The sequence below is a fragment of the Acinetobacter sp. YH16040_T genome (genome assembly GCF_024605785.1).
Lineage (GTDB): Bacteria > Pseudomonadota > Gammaproteobacteria > Pseudomonadales > Moraxellaceae > Acinetobacter > Acinetobacter amyesii.
Window position 1 is genome coordinate 2717980 of sequence record NZ_CP094541.1, and the last position, 25698, is coordinate 2743677.

Consider the following 25698-nt stretch of genomic DNA (forward strand, 5'->3'; position numbering starts at 1 on the left):
CCACAATTCAAATTATGCAGTCATTGGCTTATGTTAGCTTGGATGATTTCAGAAGAACGAACCATTCATGAAATTTTGGATAAACCTTTCTATCATCCAACTTTAGAAGAAGGGTTAAGAACAGCATTAAAGCATGCACGACGTCAGTTAAGATAATTTTATCGTTCTATGTAAACTTATAGCGTTGGATATCCAACGCTTAATTTCCGTATCCCCCTCTATCTTTTTCCTTTCCCTTTTTCTTCGCACATAAAAAAACACCCCCTGACGTATCAGGGGGTGTTTCGAATAATGAGCTGGCGATGACTTACTCTCACATGGGTAACCCCACACTACCATCAGCGCTAAGAGGTTTCACTTCTGAGTTCGGGAAGGGATCAGGTGGTTCACTCTTGCTATTGTCGCCAGCACAACTGTTATGACTTTGCATTTGGTCTTATCTTTTCAGTGCCGTTGCTTGGTCAAATGAGTTATTAACAGATCATATCTAAGTTGCATATTTTGTTCTTAAGCGTTAACTAAATCAAGTTATTTTGCTTAATATCGAATCAATTGATGCTTTACATACAACTGTTTGGGTGTTGTATAGTCAAGCCTCACGAGCAATTAGTATTGGTCAGCTTCATGCGTCACCGCACTTCCACATCCAACCTATCAACGTCGTAGTCTTCAACGGCTCTTTAGTGGACATAAAGTCCAAGGGAAATCTTATCTTGAGGTAGGCTTCCCGCTTAGATGCTTTCAGCGGTTATCCCTTCCGAACATAGCTACCCGGCGATGCGACTGGCGTCACAACCGGTACACCAGAGGTTCGTCCACTCTGGTCCTCTCGTACTAGGAGCAGATCCTCTCAAATTTCCAGCGCCCACGGTAGATAGGGACCGAACTGTCTCACGACGTTCTAAACCCAGCTCGCGTACCTCTTTAAATGGCGAACAGCCATACCCTTGGGACCTGCTTCAGCCCCAGGATGAGATGAGCCGACATCGAGGTGCCAAACACCGCCGTCGATATGAACTCTTGGGCGGTATCAGCCTGTTATCCCCAGAGTACCTTTTATCCGTTGAGCGATGGCCCTTCCATACAGAACCACCGGATCACTAAGACCTACTTTCGTACCTGCTCGACTTGTGGGTCTCGCAGTTAAGCGCGCTTTTGCCTTTATACTCTACGCGTGATTTCCGACCACGCTGAGCGCACCTTCGTACTCCTCCGTTACTCTTTAGGAGGAGACCGCCCCAGTCAAACTACCCACCAGACATGGTCCTCGTCCCGGATAACGGGACAGAGTTAGAACCTCAATATTACCAGGGTGGTATTTCAAGATTGGCTCCACCGAAACTAGCGTCTCGGTTTCAAAGCCTCCCACCTATCCTACACAAGTAAGATCAAAGTTCAATGTCAAGCTGCAGTAAAGGTTCACGGGGTCTTTCCGTCTAGCCGCGGGTACACCGCATCTTCACGGCGATTTCGATTTCACTGAGCCTCTGCTGGAGACAGCGCCCCCATCATTATGCCATTCGTGCAGGTCGGAACTTACCCGACAAGGAATTTCGCTACCTTAGGACCGTTATAGTTACGGCCGCCGTTTACTGGGGCTTCGATCAAGAGCTTCGCTTACGCTAACCCCATCAATTAACCTTCCAGCACCGGGCAGGCATCACACCCTATACGTCCACTTTCGTGTTTGCAGAGTGCTATGTTTTTAATAAACAGTTGCAGGGGCCTGGTTTCTGTGGCTGCTCTCAGCTCAGGAAGCAAGTTCCATCACCAAAAGCAGCGTACCTTCTCCCGAAGTTACGGTACCATTTTGCCTAGTTCCTTCAGCAGAGTTCTCTCAAGCGCTTTGGTCTACTCGACCTGACCACCTGTGTCGGTTTCGGGTACGATTCCAGTGTAACTGAAGCTTAGAGACTTTTCCTGGAAGTATGGTATCAGCCACTTCACTGTACAAGTACAGCTTGCTGTCAGATCTCAGCATAGAGTACCCCGGATTTGCCTAAGATACATGCCTACTTCCTTTCACCTGGACAACCAACGCCAGGCTGACTTAACCTTCTCCGTCCTCTCATCGCATTACACTGAAGTATTGGAATATTAACCAATTTCCCATCGACTACGCCTCTCGGCCTCGCCTTAGGGGTCGACTCACCCAGCCCCGATTAACGTTGGACTGGAACCCTTGGTCTTTCAGCGAACGGGTTTTTCACCCGTTTTGTCGTTACTCACGTCAGCATTCGCACTTCTGATACCTCCAGCGGACTTCTCAATCCACCTTCATCGGCTTACAGAACGCTCCCCTACCACTTACACTAATGTGTAAATCCGCAGCTTCGGCATATAGTTTTAGCCCCGTTACATCTTCCGCGCAGGCCGACTCGACTAGTGAGCTATTACGCTTTCTTTAAAGGGTGGCTGCTTCTAAGCCAACCTCCTAGCTGTCTATGCCTTCCCACATCGTTTCCCACTTAACTATAATTTTGGGGCCTTAGCTGGCGGTCTGGATTGTTTTCCTCTTGACTACGGACGTTAGCACCCGCAGTCTGTCTCCCGGATAGTACTCATTGGTATTCGGAGTTTGCATCGGTTTGGTAAGTCGGGATGACCCCCTAGCCGAAACAGTGCTCTACCCCCAATGGTATTCGTCCGAGGCGCTACCTAAATAGCTTTCGGGGAGAACCAGCTATCACCGAGTTTGATTAGCCTTTCACCCCTATCCACAAGTCATCCCCTGGCTTTTCAACGACAGTGGGTTCGGTCCTCCAGTTAGTGTTACCCAACCTTCAACCTGCTCATGGATAGATCACCCGGTTTCGGGTCTACACCCAGCAACTAAACGCCCTATTAAGACTCGATTTCTCTACGGCTCCCCTAATCGGTTAACCTTGCTACTGAATGTAAGTCGCTGACCCATTATACAAAAGGTACGCAGTCACCAAACAAGTTGGCTCCCACTGCTTGTATGCATGCGGTTTCAGGATCTATTTCACTCCCCTCACAGGGGTTCTTTTCGCCTTTCCCTCACGGTACTGGTTCACTATCGGTCAGTCAGGAGTATTTAGCCTTGGAGGATGGTCCCCCCATATTCAGACAAGGTTTCACGTGCCTCGCCCTACTCGACATCATTATCTAAGCCCTTTCGCGTACAGGACTATCACCTACTATGGTCGCACTTCCCAGAGCGTTCCACTAAAGCTTAGATAACTTAATGGGCTTTTCCCCGTTCGCTCGCCGCTACTGAGGGAATCTCAATTGATTTCTTTTCCTAAGGGTACTGAGATGTTTCACTTCCCCTCGTTCGCCTCATAAACCTATGTATTCAGTTTATGATACCCGCCTTATAGCGGGTGGGTTTCCCCATTCAGAAATCTCCGGATCACAGGATATTTGCCGCCTCCCCGGAGCTTATCGCAGGCTATTACGTCTTTCATCGCCTCTGACTGCCAAGGCATCCACCACATGCACTTAATTACTTGACTATACAACCCCAAACAGTCGCCCATCTCCTACAAGTGAAGATGTTGCGTTGCGAACTTAATCGCCACAGTTAGAGTCTCGTGAACTTAATCACTGTACAGCTTCAATTAGATTCATATACCAAAACGCTTGATTCAGTTAATTTCGCTAGTAACTCATAGCTTTTATCTTCACATCACAGTAATAAATCACTGTTAGTGTTAATGTCAGTTATGAGTATGAACAAATTATTTCAACTCAAATATATTCTGTTAATGATTTTTCCAGCCTTCGTCAGGTCAGGAAACTGTGATAAATCACAGAGCTTAATAACAATGGAGCGAATCATACGCCACTTTGTTGCTAAGCTCTATAAGCTATCAAACCGTTTGATTAAGGCTTAACCCACAAGACAACTACGCGATCACTTCGTGATCTTGTCTTGCATACTTTTTAAAAGCAGTGCTTTAAAAAGTATTCTGGTGGAGACTAGGAGAGTCGAACTCCTGACCTCCTGCGTGCAAAGCAGGCGCTCTACCAACTAAGCTAAGTCCCCAGCTTATCAATAAGTCAATGTTTCTGATTTCCGTTTACTCTGCAATTGCTTACGTGTCAGTAGTGGTGGGTCTGACAAGACTTGAACTTGTGACCCCACGCTTATCAAGCGTGTGCTCTAACCAACTGAGCTACAGACCCTCAGATACATCGTCATGAAGAACAACTTGTTGTGGATTCTTACCAATCGTCAATCTTTCGTTAAGGAGGTGATCCAGCCGCAGGTTCCCCTACGGCTACCTTGTTACGACTTCACCCCAGTCATCGGCCACACCGTGGTAAGCGTCCTCCTTACGGTTAGACTACCTACTTCTGGTGCAACAAACTCCCATGGTGTGACGGGCGGTGTGTACAAGGCCCGGGAACGTATTCACCGCGGCATTCTGATCCGCGATTACTAGCGATTCCGACTTCATGGAGTCGAGTTGCAGACTCCAATCCGGACTACGATCGGCTTTTTGAGATTAGCATCTCCTCGCGGAGTAGCAACCCTTTGTACCGACCATTGTAGCACGTGTGTAGCCCTGGTCGTAAGGGCCATGATGACTTGACGTCGTCCCCGCCTTCCTCCAGTTTGTCACTGGCAGTATCCTTAAAGTTCCCGGCTTAACCCGATGGCAAATAAGGAAAAGGGTTGCGCTCGTTGCGGGACTTAACCCAACATCTCACGACACGAGCTGACGACAGCCATGCAGCACCTGTATGTAAGTTCCCGAAGGCACCAATCCATCTCTGGAAAGTTCTTACTATGTCAAGACCAGGTAAGGTTCTTCGCGTTGCATCGAATTAAACCACATGCTCCACCGCTTGTGCGGGCCCCCGTCAATTCATTTGAGTTTTAGTCTTGCGACCGTACTCCCCAGGCGGTCTACTTATCGCGTTAGCTGCGCCACTAAAGCCTCAAAGGCCCCAACGGCTAGTAGACATCGTTTACGGCATGGACTACCAGGGTATCTAATCCTGTTTGCTCCCCATGCTTTCGTGCCTCAGCGTCAGTATTAGGCCAGATGGCTGCCTTCGCCATCGGTATTCCTCCAGATCTCTACGCATTTCACCGCTACACCTGGAATTCTACCATCCTCTCCCATACTCTAGCTTCCCAGTATCGAATGCAATTCCCAAGTTAAGCTCGGGGATTTCACATCCGACTTAAAAAGCCGCCTACGCACGCTTTACGCCCAGTAAATCCGATTAACGCTCGCACCCTCTGTATTACCGCGGCTGCTGGCACAGAGTTAGCCGGTGCTTATTCTGCGAGTAACGTCCACTATCTTTAGGTATTAACCAAAGTAGCCTCCTCCTCGCTTAAAGTGCTTTACAACCAAAAGGCCTTCTTCACACACGCGGCATGGCTGGATCAGGGTTCCCCCCATTGTCCAATATTCCCCACTGCTGCCTCCCGTAGGAGTCTGGGCCGTGTCTCAGTCCCAGTGTGGCGGATCATCCTCTCAGACCCGCTACAGATCGTCGCCTTGGTAGGCCTTTACCCCACCAACTAGCTAATCCGACTTAGGCTCATCTATTAGCGCAAGGTCCGAAGATCCCCTGCTTTCTCCCGTAGGACGTATGCGGTATTAGCATCCCTTTCGAAATGTTGTCCCCCACTAATAGGCAGATTCCTAAGCATTACTCACCCGTCCGCCGCTAGGTCCAGTAGCAAGCTACCTTCCCCCGCTCGACTTGCATGTGTTAAGCCTGCCGCCAGCGTTCAATCTGAGCCATGATCAAACTCTTCAGTTTAAAATCAATAGTACATATAGTGTACCAATCTTGGCTCATCAATTACTGACAAAAATTTGCTCAAATAAACTTCGAGTAATTTCTACCATCAATCAATGAAAATAATTTCGATCAATCAATCAGTAAAAATCCACACAAGTTGTTCTTCATAATCTCTTAATGATCTTCTTGTTGGTTCGTCACCAGCAAGCTAGGTCGGCTATATTACTCTTTATTTCTAAAGAGTCAACCAGTAATTCAAATTATTTTTAAACTTATCAAATAAAACCCAACTTAATCAACTCAACCAAGTCATTGTTTTATTAGAAGTTTTAATCTTCATCACCGCCGATGGATGTGCATTCTACAGCATTTCAGGACCGTTGCAACACCTTTTTTATGATTTATTTTACGCATGTCGTTTTTTTAAACACATAAACATTCTTTTGTATTATTATTGGGCTATATACGCCCTATTTCATATAATAAAACGTATATAAACCCAATTTTCATTCCATTTAATTTAAGAATTTTTGATTTCGTATGGTTGTTTTTAAAAAAACTGCCTATTTAATAATGGCGTGCTCCATTTCACCCATATTATATACAGCTCCCACAGCAAATATTTTCACAACCACTTTCTCTATATTGAGTTATGCCAAGTGGGAAACCACTTCACCCAAATTTTGTGTGATTAATAATTCAAGTTTAGTCAATGATTTTAAAAAACTTGCACCAACCCACAGCACTTATAAAATTACAGCCATCAATGTGAATGACATCAAATCCAGTCATTGCCAAGTTTTATTTTTTTCCAATCTATCAGCAAAAGAAGAACAAAGTATTTTAAACAACCATGTTAATTTCCCCGCCCTCTCTCTAAGTAGTAACAATAGTGAGTGTGAGTCTGGCAGTGCATTTTGTTTGTATAAAAAAAATCAGAGTTATTCGTTTAAAGTTAATATGGAAAGCTTAACGCAGTCACAAATACATATTGATCCACGCGTTTTATTACTGGCGAAGTCATCGGAGTCAGCTGAATGAAACAACTCTATAATCCAATTACATTACACCAATTATTTACGCGTTCGCAGCTCACTATCTTTGCTTTAACTTTTACGATTTGTTCTGCGATTTTTTTGGTGATTTCCACTTATACTATGCATACCTATGCAAAAAACAGCTTAACGATTTTATCAAATGCGATAAACGAACGTGTTCAACCCGCTGTGGTCTTTAATGACCAAACAACGATGCGTCAAATTTTAAATGAATACACTCAACTGTATCCCATTCGATCGATTGAAATTACCAACCATCAAAATGCGTCGCTTGCTCATGCTGAGCAACAAGAAATTTCAACATTCTCTAGCCAAGCGATTTTAGATTATTTCTTTTTTAGCCAACCGATTCGTTTAGATATTCATCATGATCAGAAAAGTTACGGCGAACTGGTCGTATATGGAAACTCTTCAGATTTAGTTAGTTTCTTCCATAAAATTTTGCTGGGCTTGTTTTTAGGTTTTATTCTTTTATTGGCTACTGTGTTTTGGTCGGTGAATTCTGTTTATCAATACTTAATGCAATCTGTTCGCTCTATTGTTGAATCAGCCCAAACCATTAGCATTAAGAAAGATTATAAAATGCGGGTTTCAAACTCTGATATTCAAGAATTACACGCACTCAGTACCGCCTTTAATGGTTTACTTAGTGAAATTGAACAGTCAAATAAAAACTTGATTTCAGAAAATGACAAGCTAATTCATCTAGCACGTCATGATGCATTAACCCAATTGCCAAATCGTAATTATTTTTATGAAAAGCTGTTTGAGCTATTTGACTTAAAAGCGAACACTGCTGTGTTCTTTGTCGATATTGAAAACTTTAAACATGTGAATGACCAATATGGACACTTATAGCTAAATACCAAATAAATCATTACAGTAATCTTTAAATAATTTATCAATATCTTTAACTCTAAACTTAGTTCGAATCGCCTTGACTCGTGACCACATATTTTCTATTGGATTTAAATCTGGACTATATTTAGGAAGCCACACAATGTAATGGCCTGCACAACGTATCAACTCCTGAAGTCTTTTCCCTTTGTGAAAGGTCGCATTGTCCATAATCAAAACACTGCTTTCTTTCAACTTAGGTAATAAATCCTGTTCAATCCAACATTCAAATACTTCTGTATTCACAGAACAATTAAACACACCAACTGTCAACAATCTATTTTCGATAATTGCACCGATCGCATTACTGCAATTCTTCAACTGCCAGTTAAATTCACCTTCAGCACGTGTTCCTTGAAGGCTATAACTATGAGTTCTGGTACTTTCACTTTGAAAACCACTTTCATCTATGTAAATCAGAGGCAATTTCCCTTCTAAACACTCTATGAGATTTTGAAATTGCTGACGTTGATTTTGATCTGCTTTAGGATGCTTTAACGTCTTTTTTTACGCGATATTCCTGCGGCATGTAATGCATTAAATACCGCATGAGTGCTTACTCCTAAACGTTCAGCTCGCTCATACTGATAATCATCAGGATATTGTTCAACATCCTTCAATATTTGCTCTCTGCTAATTTTAACTGGACGGCCAGGAATAGGTTTGTTTGTAGTGGACTTTTTCCAGTTCTGAATCGTTTGTATACAGATGTTAAAATGCTGTGCTGCTTTTCGCACAGACATTTCATCTCGAATCATAATTTCTATGACTTTGTCTTTAAAATCTTTTGAATATCCCATATCTCTATTGTTCTATAGTTTTTAGGATTTGGCTATAGCTGGTGATGCAGTACTACGCGCCTCATCACACTGTTTAAAGCAAGCACTGCCAGATGATGCTTTCGTTGCGCGACTCGGTGGTGATGAATTTGCAATTATTATCAATCGCTTAAACTTCCTGACGGAACTCGAAGTCTTTTGTCACAAAATACATGACTGCTATAGTTCCACATTTGTTTATGAGCAACATAATATTGCATTACAAGCTAATATTGGTGTGGCACTTATCCAAAATGCAAAATCGCCAGAAGATTTGATCGCAGATGCGGAACGCGCGATGTATGATGCTAAACTTTCGAATAATCATTGGTGCATTGCACTACACCACCCCAACTCATAGGATTTGCTATGTTAAAGAACGCATTTAAAGTTTTATTTATACTTGCATTCACGGCTACTATGACAGCCTGCATGAGTTTAGGTAACTTAAGCTATAAACAAGCACGTATGCTTAAAAAAGAAGGTTTTGTCTTGACCAATGATGGTTGGACACTTGCCCTACCAGAACGACTTTTATTTGGTTTTGATGATTATCAAATACAACCTCACCAAGAAGGCAAACTAAATACCCTCGCCACTCAACTGATTAAATATGACCTAAACAAAATTAAGTTTATTGGTCATACGGATAATGTTGGACAAGCCAATTACAACCAACAACTGTCAGAAAAACGTGCGCAAAGCGTCGCAAACGTCTTTTTAAAGCAAGGTTATAACAGTTCAAATATTCAAATTATTGGCCGTGGTGCTGAACAGCCGATGGTCTCTAATGACACTGAAACCAATCGTGCCATCAACCGTCGCGTAAATGTCACGATCATTCCCTAAATAGTGAAATATAAAAAAGCCACCTTATGGTGGCTTTTTTATTGTGTTTATAAATTTTAGGCATAAAAAAACCGTTATATGCGGCATCTTTTACAGTATTGTTTTTGAAATAAATGGTCGGAGCAGTAGGATTCGAACCTACGACCCCCTGGTCCCAAACCAGGTGCACTACCAGGCTGTGCTATGCTCCGCTTTCAACTTTAAAAGTTGGGGTGAATGATGGGATTCGAACCCACGACAACCGGAATCACAATCCGGGGCTCTACCAACTGAGCTACATCCACCATCATGTTCTTGCTTGTGAATAACCAATATAACGCATTTTAAATTACAGGCATAAAAAAACCGCTGTATGCGGTATCTTTTATCGACCGTTTTCTTTGAGAAAATGGTCGGAGCAGTAGGATTCGAACCTACGACCCCCTGGTCCCAAACCAGGTGCACTACCAGGCTGTGCTATGCTCCGAATTGGGGTGAATGATGGGATTCGAACCCACGACAACCGGAATCACAATCCGGGGCTCTACCAACTGAGCTACATCCACCATCACAACAAGTTTCAGATTCTATTATCAGAACACCATTAAAATGGCGCGCCTGACAGGATTCGAACCTGTGACCATCCGCTTAGAAGGCGGATGCTCTATCCAACTGAGCTACAGGCGCATTACCGATGACATAGACTATCACGCGATTTTTGCCTTGAGAAATTGGTCGGAGCAGTAGGATTCGAACCTACGACCCCCTGGTCCCAAACCAGGTGCACTACCAGGCTGTGCTATGCTCCGTTTCATCTCAGCTTTCGCTGTATCGCATATCGTGCGGTACGGTGTGCATTCTAGGCGTGACGTTGATTAACGTCAACACCTATCTTCAAAAAAACATAAAAAATCATTTCAAGCGATTATTTATCAAGCACTTTAATCATTTTTCAAGCAAAAATTAACGTTTTAAACTGGCGCTGAAATTCAACATCCGATCTAAAGGCAATTTAGCACGCTCAGCCAATGCCGGATCTACAAAAATTTCCTGATCGCCTTTTTGTAAAACTTCCAGAATGCCATCCAATTCATTCATCGCCATCCAAGGGCAATGCGCACATGAACGACAAGTCGCTCCTTCACCTGCCGTCGGTGCTTCGATGAGAATTTTATTCGGTACAGCTTGCTGCATTTTATAAAAAATACCGCGATCTGTTGCCACGATTAAACGTTCGTGTGGCAAGGTTTGTGCAGCCTTGATCAATTGCGAGGTGCTACCGACGGCATCTGCAATATCCACCACAGATTCTGGTGACTCTGGATGTACCAAAACTGCTGCATCGGGATACAGCGCTTTCATATTGGCAATACCACGTGCACGAAATTCTTCATGGACAATACATGCCCCATCCCATAGCAACATGTCTGCACCGGTTTTCTTTTGAATATAGCGACCGAGATGCTGATCGGGTGCCCAAATAATTTTTTCACCTAAACTATCTAAATGCTCAACAATTTCAACAGCACAGCTCGAGGTTACCACCCAATCTGCACGCGCTTTCACTGCCGCCGAGGTATTGGCATATACCACAACCGTATGATCCGGATGTGCATCGCAAAATTTGGTAAATTCATCGACAGGACAACCCAAATCAAGTGAGCATGTTGCTTCTAGGGTTGGCATCAATACAGTTTTTTCAGGAGATAAAATCTTCGAGGTCTCCCCCATGAATTTTACTCCTGCAACCACCAACGTCGTTGCTTCATGATCCCGACCAAAACGTGCCATTTCAAGTGAATCCGAAACGCATCCACCCGTCAGTTCTGCTAGTTCCTGCACTTCAGGATCACAGTAATAGTGTGCAACAAGGACAGCGTTACGTTTTTTGAGTTCCGCTTTAATTAATTCAAACTTTTCAAGCTTTGCAGCCTCCGTTAAGTGATGCTCTTTAACATCGCCCAAACGATCCAAATGCGCTTGTACAATTGATTTTGCTTCATTTGCAATTAAGTTGTTTGCATTATTCATCACAACGTCTTCTCTATCCTTAATGCCTGTTACTACACAGGTGCTTCACAACTGACCCATAAATATGACACTTGGCTATTTTTTACCGGTCATTAAAAAGTTCCACTTGTAAAAAAGCCTCACAACGGAGGCTTTTCAAAAACATCAAATTTATGAACGGTAATCTGCGTTAATCTTAACATAGTCATACGACAGGTCACAGGTATACACCGTATCTCGAGCACTGCCACGTCCTAAATCTACACGGATCGTGATCTCAGATTTCTCCATCTCTGCAGCCCCTGCTGCTTCGGTATAATCTGCTGCGGCACCACCGTCTTTACAGATTTGAATATCACCTAACCAGACCTGAATTTTTTCAACATCTAAGTTTGGCACACCTGCATAACCAATAGCTGCCAAAATACGGCCCCAGTTTGGATCTGATGCGAAGATTGCAGTTTTAACCAACGGTGAATGTGCGATGCTATAAGCAATATCACAACATTCTTGAGTATCTGCGCCGCCTTCTACCGCCACAGTAATAAACTTCGTCGCACCTTCACCATCACGGACAATGAGCTGTGCAAGACGCTTCATTACACGTGTTAACACGTCTAAAACAGCAGCATAACGTGAATCTGATTCTGAAGTAATTTCTACGCCACCAGCTTGACCCGTTGCAATCAAAATACATGAGTCATTCGTTGAGGTATCACCATCCACCGTAATACGGTTAAACGACAGGTTAACTGTGGTTTTCAAAAGTTGTTGCACTAACTCACGACTAATGGGTGCATCAGTTGCTACATAACTCAACATGGTCGCCATATTTGGACGAATCATGCCTGCACCTTTAGAAATACCAGTCATGGTATACAGAACCCCATCTAGCTCAAACTGCTCAGATGCACCTTTAGGTGTGGTATCTGTGGTCATAATGCCTGTTGCCGCATCCAACCAAGCATCTTCTTGTAAACTATCTAATGCGGGTTGCAAGCCTTGAACCAAACGATCAATAGGTAATTGCTCGCCAATTACACCCGTTGAAAAAGGAAGGACTTCTGTATTTTGAACACCTGCCAGTTCCGCCAGTTTCGCACATGTCGCTTCAGCATTTGCCATACCGATTTTGCCAGTACCTGCATTGGCATTTCCGGTGTTAATCACTAAATAACGTGGATTACCTGCCAATAAGTGCGCTTTCGAAATATGAACCGGCGCTGCACAAAATGCATTTTGAGTAAAAACGCCTGCAACATTAGAACCTTCAGCAAATTCAAAAATGACAAGGTCACGTCGGTTCTGATAGCGCACATACGCTTCAGCCGAACCGATTTTTACACCTTTCACCACATGCATCTGTGGCATAGATACGTCACCAACTGCCATTTTTCAACGTCCAACTATATGAGTTATAAAAAATACAGCTTAGTGCAAAAACTATAAAAAATCGAGCAGAAGCACGGTTTTGCTGTAATTTTATTGTGGATTTCTTTTGCACATAAAAAAACCAGTCTTCCGACTGGTCTTTACCACTGTTCGTCGTAAATTAGTTACGCGCCAGCTGAGTTGCTTCATCAAGAAGCACTTGTTTCGCTTTTTGTTGACTCGCAGCAGAAAGTGCTGGGTTTTCAGCCACAATACGGTCAGCATTCGCCGCATTGGCTGCTGCAATTTTCGCAGTTTGCAATACGATTGGACGATTTGGATTGGCAAAGGTATAGCGAATACCCGTACGCGGGCTTGCTACAGTCACTTGACCGTCAGTACCAACCTGTACTTGAGTTGTTGTTGGACCAACTGCTTGTTGAACTTTCTCGACAGAAGTCGTCTGAGGAGCGTTTGCAAAGGCAAAAGTTGGCAAAGCCAAAGCAGCAATCATGAACGGTTTTAGTACTTTTTTCATTGTCTTTTCCGTCTTACGGTTATTGATAGAAACTAAATAACATTTAATCTGCTGAACTGCAAATACTATTCAGGTCAGATCAGCAGTGTAAATTAAAAATCAGAGCGCGAAGGCTCTGATTTATTTGAAATTAAGCAATGTCGTTTAGATTTTACCGTGACACTGTTTATATTTCAGACCTGAACCACATGGGCACGGTGAGTTACGGCTTTCCGGTGGCACAATCACTTGCTCTGCAGGTGTATATTGCGCATCGATAATGTCATCACCATTAGCTTCAGCCAATAAATTATCAAAGTCATTGTGTGACAATTGAAGATTCATTGATTCTGCTTGAGCCTGTTTTTGAGCTTCCATTTCTGCAAGTTCTTCGGCTGTTGGTACATGAATACGAGATAAATCTGTCACGACATCTGACTTAATCACCGCAAGCATGTTTACAAATAAGTTAAAGGCTTCTTTTTTGTATTCTTGCTCAGGATTTTTCTGCGCATAACCACGTAAATGAATCCCTTGACGTAAGTAATCCATCGCTGCCAAATGCTCTTTCCAATGGCGGTCCAATGAATTCAGCATAAAGTGACGTTCTAGCATTGCAGCTGTTTCGTCACCCATTTGCGTACGACGTGAGCGGTAGTGCTGAAGAACTTCATCAGTAATACGTTCAACCAAAGCTTCTTCATCTAAACGACGATCTTGCTCTAGCCACTGTGAAATTGGCAGTTCAATCGATAGATCTTCACGAAGTGCTTTTTCAAGACCTTCAATATCCCATTGATCGTGAATAGACTCGGGTGGAATATATACTTCGATCATGCCTTTAGTCACATCGTGAATCATTGTTTCGATGTAATCTTGCAATGATGCTTCTTCAAGAATTTCATCACGTTGAGAGTAAATAATCTTACGTTGCTCGTTGTTTACGTCATCGTATTTCAATAGATTTTTACGAATATCGAAGTTACGTGCTTCAACTTTACGTTGTGCATTTTCAATCGAGCGTGACACCATTTTATGCTCAATGGCTTCATCTTCTTTCAGACCCATGGCACGCATCATTGCAACTACGCGATCACCCGCGAAGATACGCATCAAGTCATCTTCAAGCGACAAGTAGAACCGTGATACACCTGGGTCACCTTGACGACCCGCACGACCACGTAACTGGTTATCGATACGACGAGATTCATGACGTTCTGAACCAATGATGTGTAAACCACCAGAGTTCAGCACCATTTCATGATTTTGTTCCCACTCTGCTTTCAAACGTGCTTCGTCTGCTTCAGTCGGTTCTTCAATCTTCGCCAGCAACGCTTTCCAGTTACCACCCAACAGAATATCAGTACCACGACCGGCCATGTTGGTAGCAATCGTCACTGCACGCGGTGAGCCCGCTTGCGCAATAATATCCGCTTCACGCTCATGTTGTTTCGCATTGAGCACTTCATGTTGAATGCCTGCTTCTTTCAGCTTATCTGATAAAATTTCAGAGGCTTCAATGGTTGCTGTACCAATCAGGATCGGTGCAACACCCGCTTCATGAACACGTTGAATTTCTTGAATGATGGCGTTGTATTTACCTTCACGGTTTAAATAGATTAAATCGTTTTGGTCATTACGAATCATCGGGCGATGGGTTGGAATAAGTACAACATCCAAGCCATAAATTTCTTTCATTTCTGCAGCTTCAGTATCTGCAGTACCCGTCATCCCTGATAATTTCTTGTAAAGACGGAAATAGTTCTGGAATGTTGTGGTTGCTAGTGTTTGGTTTTCAGGTTGAATTTCCAAACCTTCTTTGGCTTCTACCGCTTGATGCAAACCTTCTGACCAGCGGCGACCCGGCATGGTACGACCAGTGTTTTCATCGACAATGATCACTTCACCTTCGTGAATGATGTAATGCACGTTGCGTTGGTATAGGTAATGCGCACGAATAGCCGCAGAAACATGGTGCACCAAGTTTAAATTAGCAGATGAATATAGACTTTCACCTTCAGCAAGCAAGCCCATTTGAATCAATTCAGCTTCAACAGTTTCATAACCGACTTCGGTCATTTCTACAGAGCGCTGTTTTTCGTCAATCCAGAAGTGACCACCATCTGGTACCTTCTCTTCTTTTTGTGCATGAAGTTTTGGTGGAATGCTGTTAATTGCAGCATACAACTGAGATGAGTCTTCTGATTGACCAGAAATGATCAACGGTGTACGTGCTTCATCAATCAGGATCGAATCGACCTCATCGATGATGGCATAGGTTAAGCTGCGCTGTTTTTTCTCAGCAGCAGAAAACACCATGTTGTCACGCAAGTAATCGAAACCGAATTCGTTGTTGGTACCGTAAGTAATGTCAGCACGATACGCTTGAGCTTTTTCAGTTGGGTCTTGCATTGAGTAAATAATCCCAATGCTTAAACCTAAAAATTCGAATAATGGACGGTTTAATTCAGCATCACGTTGCGCCAAGTAATCGTTCACCGTAATCACGTGAACACCTTCACCATTGATCGCATTGAGGTAACAAGCAAGCGTTCCCATGAGGGTTTTACCTTCACCGGTACGCATCTCTGCGATCTTACCTTCATGTAAAGTAATACCACCAATCAGCTGTACATCATAATGACGCATGCCCATGACACGCTTTGCAGCTTCACGACAAACAGCAAACGCTTCAGGTAATAATTTATCAAGGCTGTCGCCTTTTTTATAACGTTCTTTGAATTCTTCAGTTTTTGCAGATAAGTCTGCATCGCTTAGAACAGATATCGTCGGCTCGAGCGCATTAATCTTCTCTACGATTTTACGCATGCGTTTGAGTTCGCGCTCATTTTTGGTACCGAAGATTCCTCCGATCAGACTTGCCAACATGAATAGACTCTCTAAATCTTGCTTGTCAAATGAATATATTTTCTTAGTCGTTATTATGGTGCTAGAAATTCGAAGTACAAGGGTTTTGCACAAAAATCCCCTTAAATATTCTGCGCTCGGGTTCTAGCCCCGGAGACTTAAGGCAAGCTAATGTAACAAATTTTCTGCAGACAACATAGTGACTCTGTCGCGAGATATTTCGCATTTATCCCCCAATAAAACTGTTTTATATGAAAAATACTCATAAAGAAATAAGAAAACACTATTTTTAATCATAAAAAAATTCCTTCATATTTATTTTCAAGTTAAACAAATTCAATAAATACGGGGATATTCCATGACGATTCGTTTAGGTGACACTGCACCAGACTTTACTCAAGACTCAAGCGAAGGCAGCATTCATTTTTATGACTTTTTAGGTGACAGTTGGGGCATTTTATTTTCGCATCCAGCCGATTACACCCCTGTCTGCACCACAGAACTTGGATTTACCGCAAAACTAAAAGATGAATTTAGCAAACGTGGTGTCAAGGCCATTGCCCTATCTGTTGATGATGTTGAATCCCATCATGGTTGGATTAATGACATTAACAATACTCAAAATACCACGGTGAACTTCCCGATCATTGCAGACAAAGACCGTAAAGTGTCTACCCTCTATGATTTCATTCACCCTAATGCTAGCGAAACATTAACTGTTCGCTCTTTGGTGATCATCGATCCTAATAAAAAAGTCCGTTTAATCATTACTTATCCTGCATCAACGGGGCGTAATTTCCATGAAATTTTACGTGTCATTGACTCTTTACAACTCACAGACAACCATAAAGTTGCAACACCTGCCAACTGGCAACAAGGTGAAGAAGTGGTGATTGTGCCGTCATTAAAAGATGAAGCGGAAATCAAACAACGCTTTCCTCAAGGGTATAACGCAGTTACGCCTTACCTTCGTTTAACGCCTCAACCTAAGTAAGTATAAAACGGAGCATTACGCTGTCCGAGCGAAAGATAAGAAGCTCTGCGGCGAGTGACCAAGCGAAGGTACAACTTTAACTAATTTTAAGCGCATGACCTGAGCCAACTCAGAATCATAACCATAGTTACTTATAGTTACTTATAGTTTTCCCCTCAGAACGAATTACGAGCCCGTTCTGGCATTCTCCAACCTGCTCATCTTCGGATGAGCTTTTTTTTGATTACAAATTCCTCTCAGGGATTAGATTGGTTAAACAACACAATTCCGTTATAACTAAGAAAAACTTGAAAACAACAAACCGTGATTCATCAAATTCATCATTTACATTGTGGTAGTTTTTGTCCAACGTGTGCCCCTTTATTTGGACAGAAAGGCTTTCGCGCACATTTGGTCTGTCATTGCCTGCTCATTGAAACTGATAAAGGACTGGTCTTAATCGATACAGGACTGGGCTTACAAGATTATTTACATCCACAAAATCGTTTAGGTCGGTTTATTTCACGCACAGCGCAGATCAAATTTAATCTGCAACTGAGTGCGATTCATCAAATTCAAAAATTAGGCTTTAAGGCTCAAGATGTTCAACACATTTTGTTGTCACACTTAGATTTTGATCATGCTGGCGGGATCTCTGATTTTCCGCAGGCGACTGTGCATGTCTTAGCCAGTGAATATAACGCCACTCAAAACCTTCATAGCTTAAAATCACGACTGCGCTATCGACCACAGCAGTTTCAACAGCATCGTTATTGGAACTTTATTGAAAACATCGGGACACAGGCATGGTTTAACTTAGAGCACACTGCCGGTCTGTCTATTTTTCAACATGACATTTTAATGCTCCCACTTTTGGGACATACCGCGGGTCATGCCGGTATTGCAATTAAAAATAACCATCGATGGTTGTTATATTGTGGCGATGCTTATTACTCACAGCATCAATTAAATCCAAATTTTCATTCGCGGGCCTTAAATCAGCTTGAGCGTTTATTTGCCACCGACAATACACAGCGACTGCACTCCCTTCATAAGATTCAGCAGTTAGCGCAGCATCCGGACATCGATCTCATCTGCGCACATGACCCATTCGAACTCGCTCGCCATCAGAACACAAGCAATGACCGCTAAAATCCTGCCAATGATCCTCCTTAGTGTTAGCTTCAGATTCACGGGTTGCATGACATCAAATCCATTATCGTTAAATGAACGTCCTCAGCATTGGGGGAAAGTCGTTCATCAACAGCATAATTTTTATCAAATCAGCCCAACGCTATTTCGCAGTGAACAACCTGATGCAGATCTCGCCCCTGTTCTACGAGAACAGCAAATCGATGTGATCATAAATTTACGTTCAAGGCATCATGACCCAGAACGCTTAAAAAATGTCATTGATATGCAAAAGGTTAAATTTGTACATGTTCCGATACACACGTGGCAAATCGATCGTGAAGATTTACTGGCGGTGATGAAAACCATAAAAGAAGCTGAACAACAGCAGCAAAAAGTGTTAATCCATTGCTACCACGGCTCAGACCGTACAGGCGCGAGTGTGGCCATGTACCGTATTATTTTTCAGCATTGGTCCATTGAGGAAGCAAAACGTGAAATGAAACAAGGTGGCTATGGCTTCCTCCCTATTTGGAAAAATATCGACCGATTATTCAGCCCTGAAAATGTAAAATGGATTCAGCAGCAACTACTGAATCCATCTTATTAAAGGTCATTCCTCAAATAAACTTAGCGTTTATCGAGAGGTACCCAATCAATCACCCAAGCCGATTTCATATTCAAACTTGCATCTGAATTGATCTTTTTACGTGTTGCGTCCGCAGCATCACGGTCCTTCGAAGGGCCAACCATAATACGAATGCCTTTAGATGTAGGACTCTTCGTCACTTTATAGCCTTTTGCACGTAATTTTGCAGCGACGGCATCTGCATTGGCTTCATTGGCAGCTAGAGCAACTTGTACCATCCATTGCTTATCGCCATTTTCCAACAGATCACGTGCTTTTTCAGCTTCAGCTTTTTTCTTGGCTTCGGCTTTACGCTTTTCTTCTGCCTTGTGTTTTTCTTCGGCTTTACGCTTTTCTTCTGCCTTGTGTTTTTCTTCGGCTTTACGCTTTTCTTCAGCTTGTTGCTTCGCTTCGGCTGCTTTCTTATCTGCTGCTTTTTTCTCAGCTTCAGCATGTGCTTTACGTTCAGCTTCTTTTTGAGCATCCGCTTTACGTTTTGCTTCGGCTTTTTGTTTATCTGCTGCGATACGTGCCTGATCAGCCTTTTGCTGCGCCGACTGAGTCTCTAACTTTTTTTGAGCCGCCAACTTATCCTCAGCTAAACGCTTTTGCTTGGCTTTTTCATCTTCAACCAATTCGGGCGGAATATTATCCGAACTTTGTTGAGCTGAACGATGTGCGTTTAAAGCTGCATATTCTTCTGCTGCTTTACGTGCTGCATCCGCTTCCGCTTGTTGTTGCATCGCTAAAAATTCTGCTGCACGTGCTTCTTGCTCCGCAACCGATTTTTCACGGGTACGTCGTTGTTCTTCGAGCAAACGCTTTTCAGTTTCAACATCAACAGTCAATGATGACATTTTACCCGCACCCTGACCTTGTTGCTCAACTTGAGCCATTTCAGGGGTTTGGCTTTGATTTTGATGTATTTCTTCTTTGCCTTTAAGTAAAAGTGCGGCCAGCAGTACACCACCACCTAATAAAACAACACCACCCATCCAGCGTTGTTTGTTATTCATTGACATTCTTCCAGATACTCCCATACCGCTTCTAAGGTATGAAATGAACCACATACCAGAATCAGCTGATTATTCTTTGTTTCTTCCAGCGCGGACTTAAAAGCTAATTGCACATTGTCATAATGTTCTACGACTTGATGCTGCAGTGCGCTATCCAATTGTGTGATAGATGCCGCACGTGGCACATTTAATTGTGCAATTTTCCACATTCTTACCGTATCTTTCAATAAGTTAACGACAGAATTTATGTCTTTATCAGTCAGCATGGAGAAAACGCTGATCACTTCTGTGTATTGTTTATTGTACTGGAGAAAATTTCGCAATTGCTTTAACAAAAATTCAACACCATGCGGGTTATGTCCCGCATCGAAAATCACCGTTTTACCTGCAATTTCTCTAACTTCAAAACGGCCTTGTAACTTGGCATTGATAATCCCTTGAGCGATCGACTGCTGAGAGACCACCAAACCACTGGCCAATATTGCTGCTACAGCCGTAGAGATATTTTCGAGCGCCAAAGAACCCACGGGCAGTTTTAAAGTTGTACCTGATGAAGCAAACATCCAAGATTGTCCGTCATCACTGTACTGATAAAAATAATCACGATTGAGTACATGTAAAGCAGCTTGGCAATCTTCTGCTTTTTGACGAATGGCTTCAGGCAAAACTTGCTGCCCGCCAAAAATTACGGGAATATTTGGACGAATAATTCCTGCTTTCTCAAAAGCAATTTTTTCAATGGTGTCGCCCAACCAATCGGTATGGTCTAAACCAATATTGGTAATCACTGCAACATCTGGATCGACGACATTGACCACATCAAGTCGACCTCCAAGGCCCACTTCAAGTACCCATACATCGCAATGTTGCTGTTTAAAAATAACAAAAGCGGCCAAAGTGGTCGCTTCAAAAAAAGATAAACTTAATTCGCATTCACGACGCGCCTGATCAACTGCCACGAAAGCATCAATCAGGGTTTGGTCAGCCACTTCAACACCTTGAAGCTTTACACGTTCATTGAATCGATAGATATGCGGTGATTGGTATAGCCCCACGTTATACCCTTGGGCATTTAAAATCGCAGCCAAAGTGGTCGTGGTTGAACCTTTACCGTTTGTTCCCGCGACCGTCAGCACTTTCGCATCAGGCTGGGTTACACCGAGTCGTTCTGCAACAGGAATCACCCGTTCCAAACCTAAATCAATACCCGTAACATGAACATGGCTCCAATAATCGAGCCATGTACTTAAAGAATCAGATGCAAGTGGTGCTGTGTTCAAGGCAAGTTCATCAATTTCGCTACAATACGATAAACTGTATCACGTAATGCATGACGGTGGACAATTTGATCGACTACACCATGATCAAGCAAGTATTCTGCACGTTGGAACGGTTCTTCCAATTTTTCACGTACAGTTTGCTCAATCACACGCTTACCAGCAAAACCAATCATGGCTTTCGGTTCAGCCAAGTGAACATCACCGAGCATTGCCAATGATGCAGTCACACCACCATAAACTGGATGTGTCAGCACCACTAGATAAGGCAAGCCTGCATCTTTCATTTTTTGGATGGCAGCAGAAGTACGCGCCATTTGCATTAATGACAACATACCTTCTTGCATACGCGCACCACCAGAAGCAGCGAAGCAAATAAGCGGTTGTTTAGCTTTAATCGCAAGTTCAGCAGCCTGAACAAAACGGTCACCGACAACAGTACCCATTGAACCGCCCATGAAATCAAATTCAAATGCGGTTGCAATCATTGGAATGCCTTTCAGCGTTCCTTGCATCACCACTAAAGCTTCTGTTTCACCGGTTTTCTTCTGCGCTTCAGACATACGGTCTGGATACGCTTTGCTATCTACAAATTTAAGTGGATCTTTGGCTTTAAATTCTTGACCCAATTCTTTTTGTACTTGGTCAAAGAACCAGTTCAAACGATCACGCGCTTTCATTCGCAAGTGTTCATCACACTGCGGACAAACGTAGGCATTAAATGACATTGCAGTACGAGTCACAAGTGCATGACACTCAGGACATTCAATCGTCGGCTCAGTAAATGTCGCCTTTAATGCTTGCTGTTCATCAGGTACATGAATACCTGGTACCGCACGCTCTGTCCATGGCGTAGATGCGCTCAGAATTTTGCCTGTTTTTGCGTCTTGACTCATACTAACTCATCGAGCGCAGCTCGAAGCTCCTTCACTTTATTCACTGTTTCGATTACAGCTTGTTCTGGCGCTAAGTTTGCAAATTGTTTAACAAAAGCACTACCTACAATCACCGCATCTGCAGCCACACCCATGGCTTTCGCCGATGCTGCATCACTGATACCAAAGCCAACGCCAACTGGTACCTGAGTATACGATTTGATTTTTTGAATACGTGCCGCAGCTTCAGCAACGTCTAAAGTCGCTGCACCTGTCACACCTTTCAAAGAAACATAGTAGATAAATCCACTGGCTTGTTTCACCACATGCTGAATACGTTCATCAGTGGATGTTGGCGCAAGTAAGAAGATTTGATCCATGTCATATTTTTTCAATACTACATCTAGATCTTTTGCTTCTTCTGGTGGAAGGTCCACCAAGAGCACGCCATCTACACCGCATTCATGTGCATAGGCAACAAACTTTTCATAACCGATTACTTCAACAGGGTTTAAATAGCCCATCAGTACTACTGGTGTTTCTGTATCGTTTTTACGGAACTCTTTCACCATGTTCAAGGCATCTAGAGTATTGGTTCCTGCAGCAAGCGCACGCTCAGCGGCAAGTGCAATAACAGGACCATCCGCCATTGGGTCTGAAAATGGAAGACCCAATTCGATCACATCTACACCTGCCTCAACCATTTGATGTAACAAAGGTACCGTTACTTGTGGATGAGGGTCACCAGCCATAACATAAGAAACCAAGGCCTTACGCTGTTGAGATTTAAGCGTTCCAAATCGAGTGGCTAAACGTGACATAGGGTTATACTTTCCTTGAATGAATCAAAACTATGATGTGGGTTTTGTCGAAATACAAGACATCGCATTGTAACGCTATTTTTTACCCATTGAACAGGGTATACAATCCTCAGTCGGCATTTCTCATGCAAACATAATTTTCCAGAACAACCCGAAAGCATCATTTACCGATATTTCAGTTTTTTTCACAATGATCAAAGATGCCTAATTTTAGGATCTGGCAAAATTATAAGGTTTTAGATTAACTTAATTTTATCATCAAAAAAATGTTAAAAATAACAGGCTTAGGATTTACATTTTAATTTTCCTTAAATTGCAAAACCTGCTTTATACTAGCCGCATACTTTTATTTTTTTATCTCCTATGTCCTCCGATTCACAAGTGAAAGTGCCTGCTCGGGCATTTGCACTGCTCCCGCTTATTGTTTTTCTGACCATTTTTTTGGGCAGTGGTATTTACCATTCCATCATTGGAACTGAGTTTGCGTTCTATCAAGTGAAAGCGCCAGTCGCTGCTCTTCCTGCGATTGTATTGGCAATTTTGCTCTATCGCGGCAAGATAAATGACGCGATTGATACCTTTATGAAAGGTGCCAGCCACCCGAATTTGATCTTAATGTTCATGGTCTTTATGCTCGCTGGTGCTTTTGCCAGTGTCAGCAGTGCCATCGGTAGTGTCGATGCAACAGTGCAGTTGGGACTATCGGTGATTGCGCCTGAGTTCGTGCTGCCCATGCTGTTTATTATTGCGGCCTTTATTGCCACAGCGATGGGAACCTCTATGGGCACCATTGCAGCCTGCGCGCCAATTGCCTTTGGTTTTACACAAGTCACCGAAATTGAAGTGGTGTATGCCATTGGTGCTGTGGTCGGCGGTGCCATGTTTGGTGATAATCTGTCGATGATTTCAGATACCACCATTGCTGCAACGAACAGTCAAAAAGTTCAGCTTCGCGATAAATTTAAGGTCAATGTTTGGATTGCTGTACCTGCATCGATCGTCAGTATCTGCATCTATTTATTCATGAGTCAAGGCTCACAAGCGATTGAATACAAAGCTTATAATGCTTGGCTGATCTTGCCGTATTTAGCCGTATTTATTTTGGCCTTTTCACGTTTGCACGTGCTTGCTGTACTGACCATTGGTGTCTTGTTATCTGGTTTGATTGGGTTGGTCATTCAACCTGAATTTAACTTCTTAAGCTTAAATAATTCTATTTATGACGGCTTTACCGGCATGTTTGAAGTTGCCCTGCTTTCTATTTTCTTGGGTGGCATTTCTGCGATTATGCAAAAAGAAGGCGGTTTAGAATGGCTGATTCAACGTATTTACAGCATGACACGCTGCTTTAAAGTTGGTGCCGAACGCGCGGGTGAAATTGGTATCAGTTTCTTGGTGATTTTCTCCAACCTATTTGTGGCAAACAACACTGTCGCAATTATTTTATCTGGTGACATGGCACGTGAAGTCGCGAAAGAATATGGTGTAGACCCTAAACGTGCTGCTGCGCTCTTGGACATTTTCTCTTGCGTAGTCCAAGGTCTCATTCCTTATGGTGCACAGCTGTTACTGGCTTGTTCGATCGCAAAACTTTCGCCTGTGGAACTGATTGGTAGTGTGTATTACTGTTGGGTCTTGGCAATCTTTGCCATCCTTGCCATTTTACTTCGGTATCCAAAATTAAAAGCTGCGGCATAAGCTTGGCTTTAAAGAAAAGCGGTCGTTTGACCGCTTTTTTTAATGTTGTTTAAAAGGCTTTTCTTAACGAGCAATCTGCACGTTTTATTCTAATCTCAAGGTTTTTTTTCGCGCTAATAATGTCTCTCCGCTATATGCCTTAAAAGCACGTGCCAAAGCAGACTGATCTGAATAACCTAGCTGTAAAGCGATATCTGTCAAATGGGTTTGTTGTGAAAGTAGATATTCACAGCGTTTCATCCGTTCAAGCTCCAAAAGCCGTTTAAACGAAGTGTCTTTCTCCTTTAACTGTCGTTGCAAGGTTCTGACTGACAGATGTAACTCCTCTGCTAACCACTCTATTTTAGGGGCTTGCTGTTTTCGTTTGAGATGATCAGCGATGCATTGTTGCATCTGTAGAATTGGATCTGCATGTTGCGGACGAGCGGCGATCGCCTCTTCGGCTTGGCGTAATAACAATTGCATCAGTGACGGATCAGCAAGTTCTGACTTTAAATCCAAACTATCGGCATGAATCACAAATGAATATTTAAGGGTCGAAAATTCCATTTGGCAGCCATAAAACTTTTCATAGTGATAACGTGCCATCCGCGGCGCATGGGCAAAATGAATGCGGAGTAACTTTATAGAATCTGGAAAAATTTGCTTGGCCAAATGTGCCATACAGGCCATCGTCAATTCATTCACCAACGCATATTCATCATCATGCTGTGGCCAAGACAGTATAATTTGATGATCTTGATGGCTCATATTCATCGGCACAATTTGCGCGCCATCAATCACCAAACGACTAAATCGCATCACATATTGCAAAGCATCTGCTACGCTATTACTCAGTGTCGCCATATAGCCTAACACCCCAAAATGTTCTGCACGAATATACTTGGCCATTTCAAAGACCAATTGCGGGCAATCCAGATGTTGCTGAGTCAGTTGCATGATGCTGTTAAAAAAAGAATTCGGCGATTGAGAGTCGATCGGCAAAGACAGCACATGCTGAATTTGCGCAGCATACGGCGCAATCCATTCGAGCTGTGTATAGTTTAATTCACGCTCAATTAAGACCATATTCCACAGTTGGAAATAACCATTTGGGATCTGAATTTCAGCCATCTCGCCCCTCTTTCTGACCTGCCAATTCTGACATTTTATATTTTCATCATGGCGTAAAATGTATAA

The 25698-nt window shown here is 43.0% G+C and carries 19 protein-coding genes, 8 tRNA genes, 3 rRNA genes and 1 pseudogene; 9 read left to right on the plus strand and 22 right to left on the minus strand.

What is annotated here, in order from left to right; genetic code table 11:
• Positions 1 to 30 precede the first annotated feature (30 nt).
• A pseudogene (locus MST16_RS13295) lies at positions 31 to 156 on the plus strand (hypothetical protein); the annotation flags it as partial.
• A gap of 138 nt (positions 157 to 294) precedes the next feature.
• Here MST16_RS13295 and rrf read toward each other — a convergent pair.
• The 5 genes from rrf to MST16_RS13320 form a co-directional block, all read right to left on the minus strand.
• Positions 295 to 409 (minus strand): 5S ribosomal RNA (gene rrf / locus MST16_RS13300).
• 176 nt (positions 410 to 585) lie between these two features.
• Positions 586 to 3479, minus strand: a 23S ribosomal RNA gene (locus MST16_RS13305).
• 457 nt (positions 3480 to 3936) lie between these two features.
• Positions 3937 to 4012: transfer RNA gene (locus MST16_RS13310), tRNA-Ala, on the minus strand.
• Positions 4013 to 4075: 63 nt separating this feature from the next.
• Positions 4076 to 4152, minus strand: a tRNA-Ile gene (locus tag MST16_RS13315).
• 61 nt (positions 4153 to 4213) lie between these two features.
• A 16S ribosomal RNA gene (locus MST16_RS13320) occupies positions 4214 to 5751 on the minus strand.
• The 16S, 23S and 5S rRNA genes sit together here with 2 tRNA genes alongside, the layout of an rRNA operon.
• A 522-nt stretch (positions 5752 to 6273) precedes the next feature.
• Between MST16_RS13320 and MST16_RS13325 the strand changes: the two genes are divergently transcribed.
• On the plus strand, positions 6274 to 6774 hold the full coding sequence (locus tag MST16_RS13325; RefSeq protein ID WP_180012517.1) for a YfiR family protein: 501 nt from the start codon (positions 6274 to 6276) through the stop codon (positions 6772 to 6774).
• A complete protein-coding gene (locus MST16_RS13330) occupies positions 6771 to 7649 on the plus strand; it encodes a CHASE sensor domain-containing protein (protein ID WP_180012519.1) in 879 nt (292 codons plus the stop codon). The genes MST16_RS13325 and MST16_RS13330 overlap by 4 nt, the downstream gene beginning before the upstream one ends.
• Here MST16_RS13330 and MST16_RS13335 read toward each other — a convergent pair whose 3' ends face one another.
• Both MST16_RS13335 and MST16_RS13340 read right to left on the minus strand, forming a co-directional pair.
• The gene (locus MST16_RS13335; RefSeq protein WP_227554803.1) at positions 7650 to 8135 is read right to left on the minus strand and encodes a transposase; all 486 of its coding nucleotides are present in this window, start codon (positions 8133 to 8135) and stop codon (positions 7650 to 7652) included.
• A 47-nt stretch (positions 8136 to 8182) separates the two neighbouring features.
• On the minus strand, positions 8183 to 8488 hold the full coding sequence (locus tag MST16_RS13340; RefSeq protein ID WP_180136461.1) for an IS630 transposase-related protein: 306 nt from the start codon (positions 8486 to 8488) through the stop codon (positions 8183 to 8185).
• Between the two features lie 28 nt (positions 8489 to 8516).
• On the opposite strand from MST16_RS13340, the gene MST16_RS13345 reads away from it, so the two are divergent.
• Positions 8517 to 8867, plus strand: coding sequence for a diguanylate cyclase domain-containing protein (locus tag MST16_RS13345; RefSeq protein WP_180011738.1), 351 nt, complete (start codon positions 8517 to 8519; stop codon positions 8865 to 8867).
• An 8-nt stretch (positions 8868 to 8875) separates the two neighbouring features.
• Positions 8876 to 9355 carry an OmpA family protein gene (locus MST16_RS13350; RefSeq protein WP_180005407.1) on the plus strand — a complete coding sequence of 160 codons (480 nt, stop codon included), beginning with the start codon at positions 8876 to 8878 and terminating at the stop codon, positions 9353 to 9355.
• A gap of 114 nt (positions 9356 to 9469) precedes the next feature.
• Here the strand turns inward: MST16_RS13350 and MST16_RS13355 are convergent.
• The 10 genes from MST16_RS13355 to secA all read right to left on the minus strand — a co-directional run bounded on the left by MST16_RS13355 (position 9470) and on the right by secA (position 16121).
• Positions 9470 to 9546: transfer RNA gene (locus tag MST16_RS13355), tRNA-Pro, on the minus strand.
• A 17-nt stretch (positions 9547 to 9563) separates the two neighbouring features.
• Positions 9564 to 9639 (minus strand) — tRNA-His (locus MST16_RS13360).
• 105 nt (positions 9640 to 9744) lie between these two features.
• Positions 9745 to 9821: transfer RNA gene (locus MST16_RS13365), tRNA-Pro, on the minus strand.
• 3 nt (positions 9822 to 9824) lie between these two features.
• Positions 9825 to 9900 (minus strand) — tRNA-His (locus tag MST16_RS13370).
• Between the two features lie 44 nt (positions 9901 to 9944).
• Positions 9945 to 10021 (minus strand) — tRNA-Arg (locus MST16_RS13375).
• Positions 10022 to 10066: 45 nt separating this feature from the next.
• Positions 10067 to 10143: transfer RNA gene (locus MST16_RS13380), tRNA-Pro, on the minus strand.
• A gap of 154 nt (positions 10144 to 10297) precedes the next feature.
• Positions 10298 to 11365 carry a quinolinate synthase NadA gene (nadA, locus tag MST16_RS13385; RefSeq protein WP_078191211.1) on the minus strand — a complete coding sequence of 356 codons (1068 nt, stop codon included), beginning with the start codon at positions 11363 to 11365 and terminating at the stop codon, positions 10298 to 10300.
• 150 nt (positions 11366 to 11515) lie between these two features.
• Positions 11516 to 12736 carry a bifunctional glutamate N-acetyltransferase/amino-acid acetyltransferase ArgJ gene (gene argJ, locus MST16_RS13390; RefSeq protein ID WP_180011740.1) on the minus strand — a complete coding sequence of 407 codons (1221 nt, stop codon included), beginning with the start codon at positions 12734 to 12736 and terminating at the stop codon, positions 11516 to 11518.
• Between the two features lie 160 nt (positions 12737 to 12896).
• A complete protein-coding gene (locus tag MST16_RS13395; RefSeq protein ID WP_078191213.1) occupies positions 12897 to 13253 on the minus strand; it encodes a hypothetical protein in 357 nt (118 codons plus the stop codon).
• A gap of 144 nt (positions 13254 to 13397) precedes the next feature.
• The gene (secA, locus tag MST16_RS13400; protein WP_180011742.1) at positions 13398 to 16121 is read right to left on the minus strand and encodes a preprotein translocase subunit SecA; all 2724 of its coding nucleotides are present in this window, start codon (positions 16119 to 16121) and stop codon (positions 13398 to 13400) included.
• 337 nt (positions 16122 to 16458) lie between these two features.
• On the opposite strand from secA, the gene MST16_RS13405 reads away from it, so the two are divergent.
• From MST16_RS13405 to MST16_RS13415, 3 genes are all read left to right on the plus strand, one after another.
• On the plus strand, positions 16459 to 17094 hold the full coding sequence (locus MST16_RS13405) for a peroxiredoxin (protein WP_180011744.1): 636 nt from the start codon (positions 16459 to 16461) through the stop codon (positions 17092 to 17094).
• A 303-nt stretch (positions 17095 to 17397) separates the two neighbouring features.
• Complete coding sequence (locus MST16_RS13410) at positions 17398 to 18225, plus strand: MBL fold metallo-hydrolase (protein ID WP_180011746.1); 828 nt, start codon at positions 17398 to 17400, stop codon at positions 18223 to 18225.
• Positions 18226 to 18274: 49 nt separating this feature from the next.
• Positions 18275 to 18814 (plus strand): dual specificity protein phosphatase family protein, encoded by a 540-nt coding sequence (locus tag MST16_RS13415; RefSeq protein WP_373686310.1) that lies wholly within the window; start codon positions 18275 to 18277, stop codon positions 18812 to 18814.
• 20 nt (positions 18815 to 18834) lie between these two features.
• Here MST16_RS13415 and MST16_RS13420 read toward each other — a convergent pair whose 3' ends face one another.
• The 4 genes from MST16_RS13420 to trpA are packed head-to-tail and all read right to left on the minus strand — an operon-like array spanning position 18835 to position 22821.
• On the minus strand, positions 18835 to 19854 hold the full coding sequence (locus MST16_RS13420; protein WP_373683938.1) for an SPOR domain-containing protein: 1020 nt from the start codon (positions 19852 to 19854) through the stop codon (positions 18835 to 18837).
• On the minus strand, positions 19845 to 21128 hold the full coding sequence (gene folC / locus MST16_RS13425) for a bifunctional tetrahydrofolate synthase/dihydrofolate synthase (RefSeq protein WP_180011752.1): 1284 nt from the start codon (positions 21126 to 21128) through the stop codon (positions 19845 to 19847). Before folC ends, MST16_RS13420 begins: the two co-directional genes overlap by 10 nt.
• The gene (gene accD / locus MST16_RS13430) at positions 21125 to 22021 is read right to left on the minus strand and encodes an acetyl-CoA carboxylase, carboxyltransferase subunit beta (RefSeq protein WP_180005414.1); all 897 of its coding nucleotides are present in this window, start codon (positions 22019 to 22021) and stop codon (positions 21125 to 21127) included. Before accD ends, folC begins: the two co-directional genes overlap by 4 nt.
• The gene (gene trpA, locus MST16_RS13435) at positions 22018 to 22821 is read right to left on the minus strand and encodes a tryptophan synthase subunit alpha (RefSeq protein ID WP_180009060.1); all 804 of its coding nucleotides are present in this window, start codon (positions 22819 to 22821) and stop codon (positions 22018 to 22020) included. Before trpA ends, accD begins: the two co-directional genes overlap by 4 nt.
• Positions 22822 to 23184: 363 nt before the next feature.
• Between trpA and MST16_RS13440 the strand changes: the two genes are divergently transcribed.
• On the plus strand, positions 23185 to 24519 hold the full coding sequence (locus tag MST16_RS13440) for a Na+/H+ antiporter NhaC family protein (RefSeq protein ID WP_180011754.1): 1335 nt from the start codon (positions 23185 to 23187) through the stop codon (positions 24517 to 24519).
• Positions 24520 to 24603: 84 nt separating this feature from the next.
• Here MST16_RS13440 and MST16_RS13445 read toward each other — a convergent pair whose 3' ends face one another.
• Positions 24604 to 25632 (minus strand): AraC family transcriptional regulator, encoded by a 1029-nt coding sequence (locus MST16_RS13445; protein WP_180011756.1) that lies wholly within the window; start codon positions 25630 to 25632, stop codon positions 24604 to 24606.
• Between the last annotated feature and the right edge of the window lie 66 nt (positions 25633 to 25698).

Coding starts and splice junctions, on each gene's coding strand:
- nadA (WP_078191211.1), bottom strand. CDS start 11,365: ATGAATAATGCAAACAACTTAATTGCAAATGAAGCAAAATCAATTGTA.
- accD (WP_180005414.1), bottom strand. CDS start 22,021: ATGAGTCAAGACGCAAAAACAGGCAAAATTCTGAGCGCATCTACGCCA.
- trpA (WP_180009060.1), bottom strand. CDS start 22,821: ATGTCACGTTTAGCCACTCGATTTGGAACGCTTAAATCTCAACAGCGT.
- secA (WP_180011742.1), bottom strand. CDS start 16,121: ATGTTGGCAAGTCTGATCGGAGGAATCTTCGGTACCAAAAATGAGCGC.
- argJ (WP_180011740.1), bottom strand. CDS start 12,736: ATGGCAGTTGGTGACGTATCTATGCCACAGATGCATGTGGTGAAAGGT.
- MST16_RS13415 (WP_373686310.1), top strand. CDS start 18,275: ATGACATCAAATCCATTATCGTTAAATGAACGTCCTCAGCATTGGGGG.
- MST16_RS13405 (WP_180011744.1), top strand. CDS start 16,459: ATGACGATTCGTTTAGGTGACACTGCACCAGACTTTACTCAAGACTCA.
- MST16_RS13395 (WP_078191213.1), bottom strand. CDS start 13,253: ATGAAAAAAGTACTAAAACCGTTCATGATTGCTGCTTTGGCTTTGCCA.
- MST16_RS13420 (WP_373683938.1), bottom strand. CDS start 19,854: ATGTCAATGAATAACAAACAACGCTGGATGGGTGGTGTTGTTTTATTA.
- MST16_RS13330 (WP_180012519.1), top strand. CDS start 6,771: ATGAAACAACTCTATAATCCAATTACATTACACCAATTATTTACGCGT.
- MST16_RS13325 (WP_180012517.1), top strand. CDS start 6,274: ATGGTTGTTTTTAAAAAAACTGCCTATTTAATAATGGCGTGCTCCATT.
- MST16_RS13340 (WP_180136461.1), bottom strand. CDS start 8,488: ATGGGATATTCAAAAGATTTTAAAGACAAAGTCATAGAAATTATGATT.
- MST16_RS13445 (WP_180011756.1), bottom strand. CDS start 25,632: ATGGCTGAAATTCAGATCCCAAATGGTTATTTCCAACTGTGGAATATG.
- MST16_RS13350 (WP_180005407.1), top strand. CDS start 8,876: ATGTTAAAGAACGCATTTAAAGTTTTATTTATACTTGCATTCACGGCT.
- MST16_RS13440 (WP_180011754.1), top strand. CDS start 23,185: ATGTCCTCCGATTCACAAGTGAAAGTGCCTGCTCGGGCATTTGCACTG.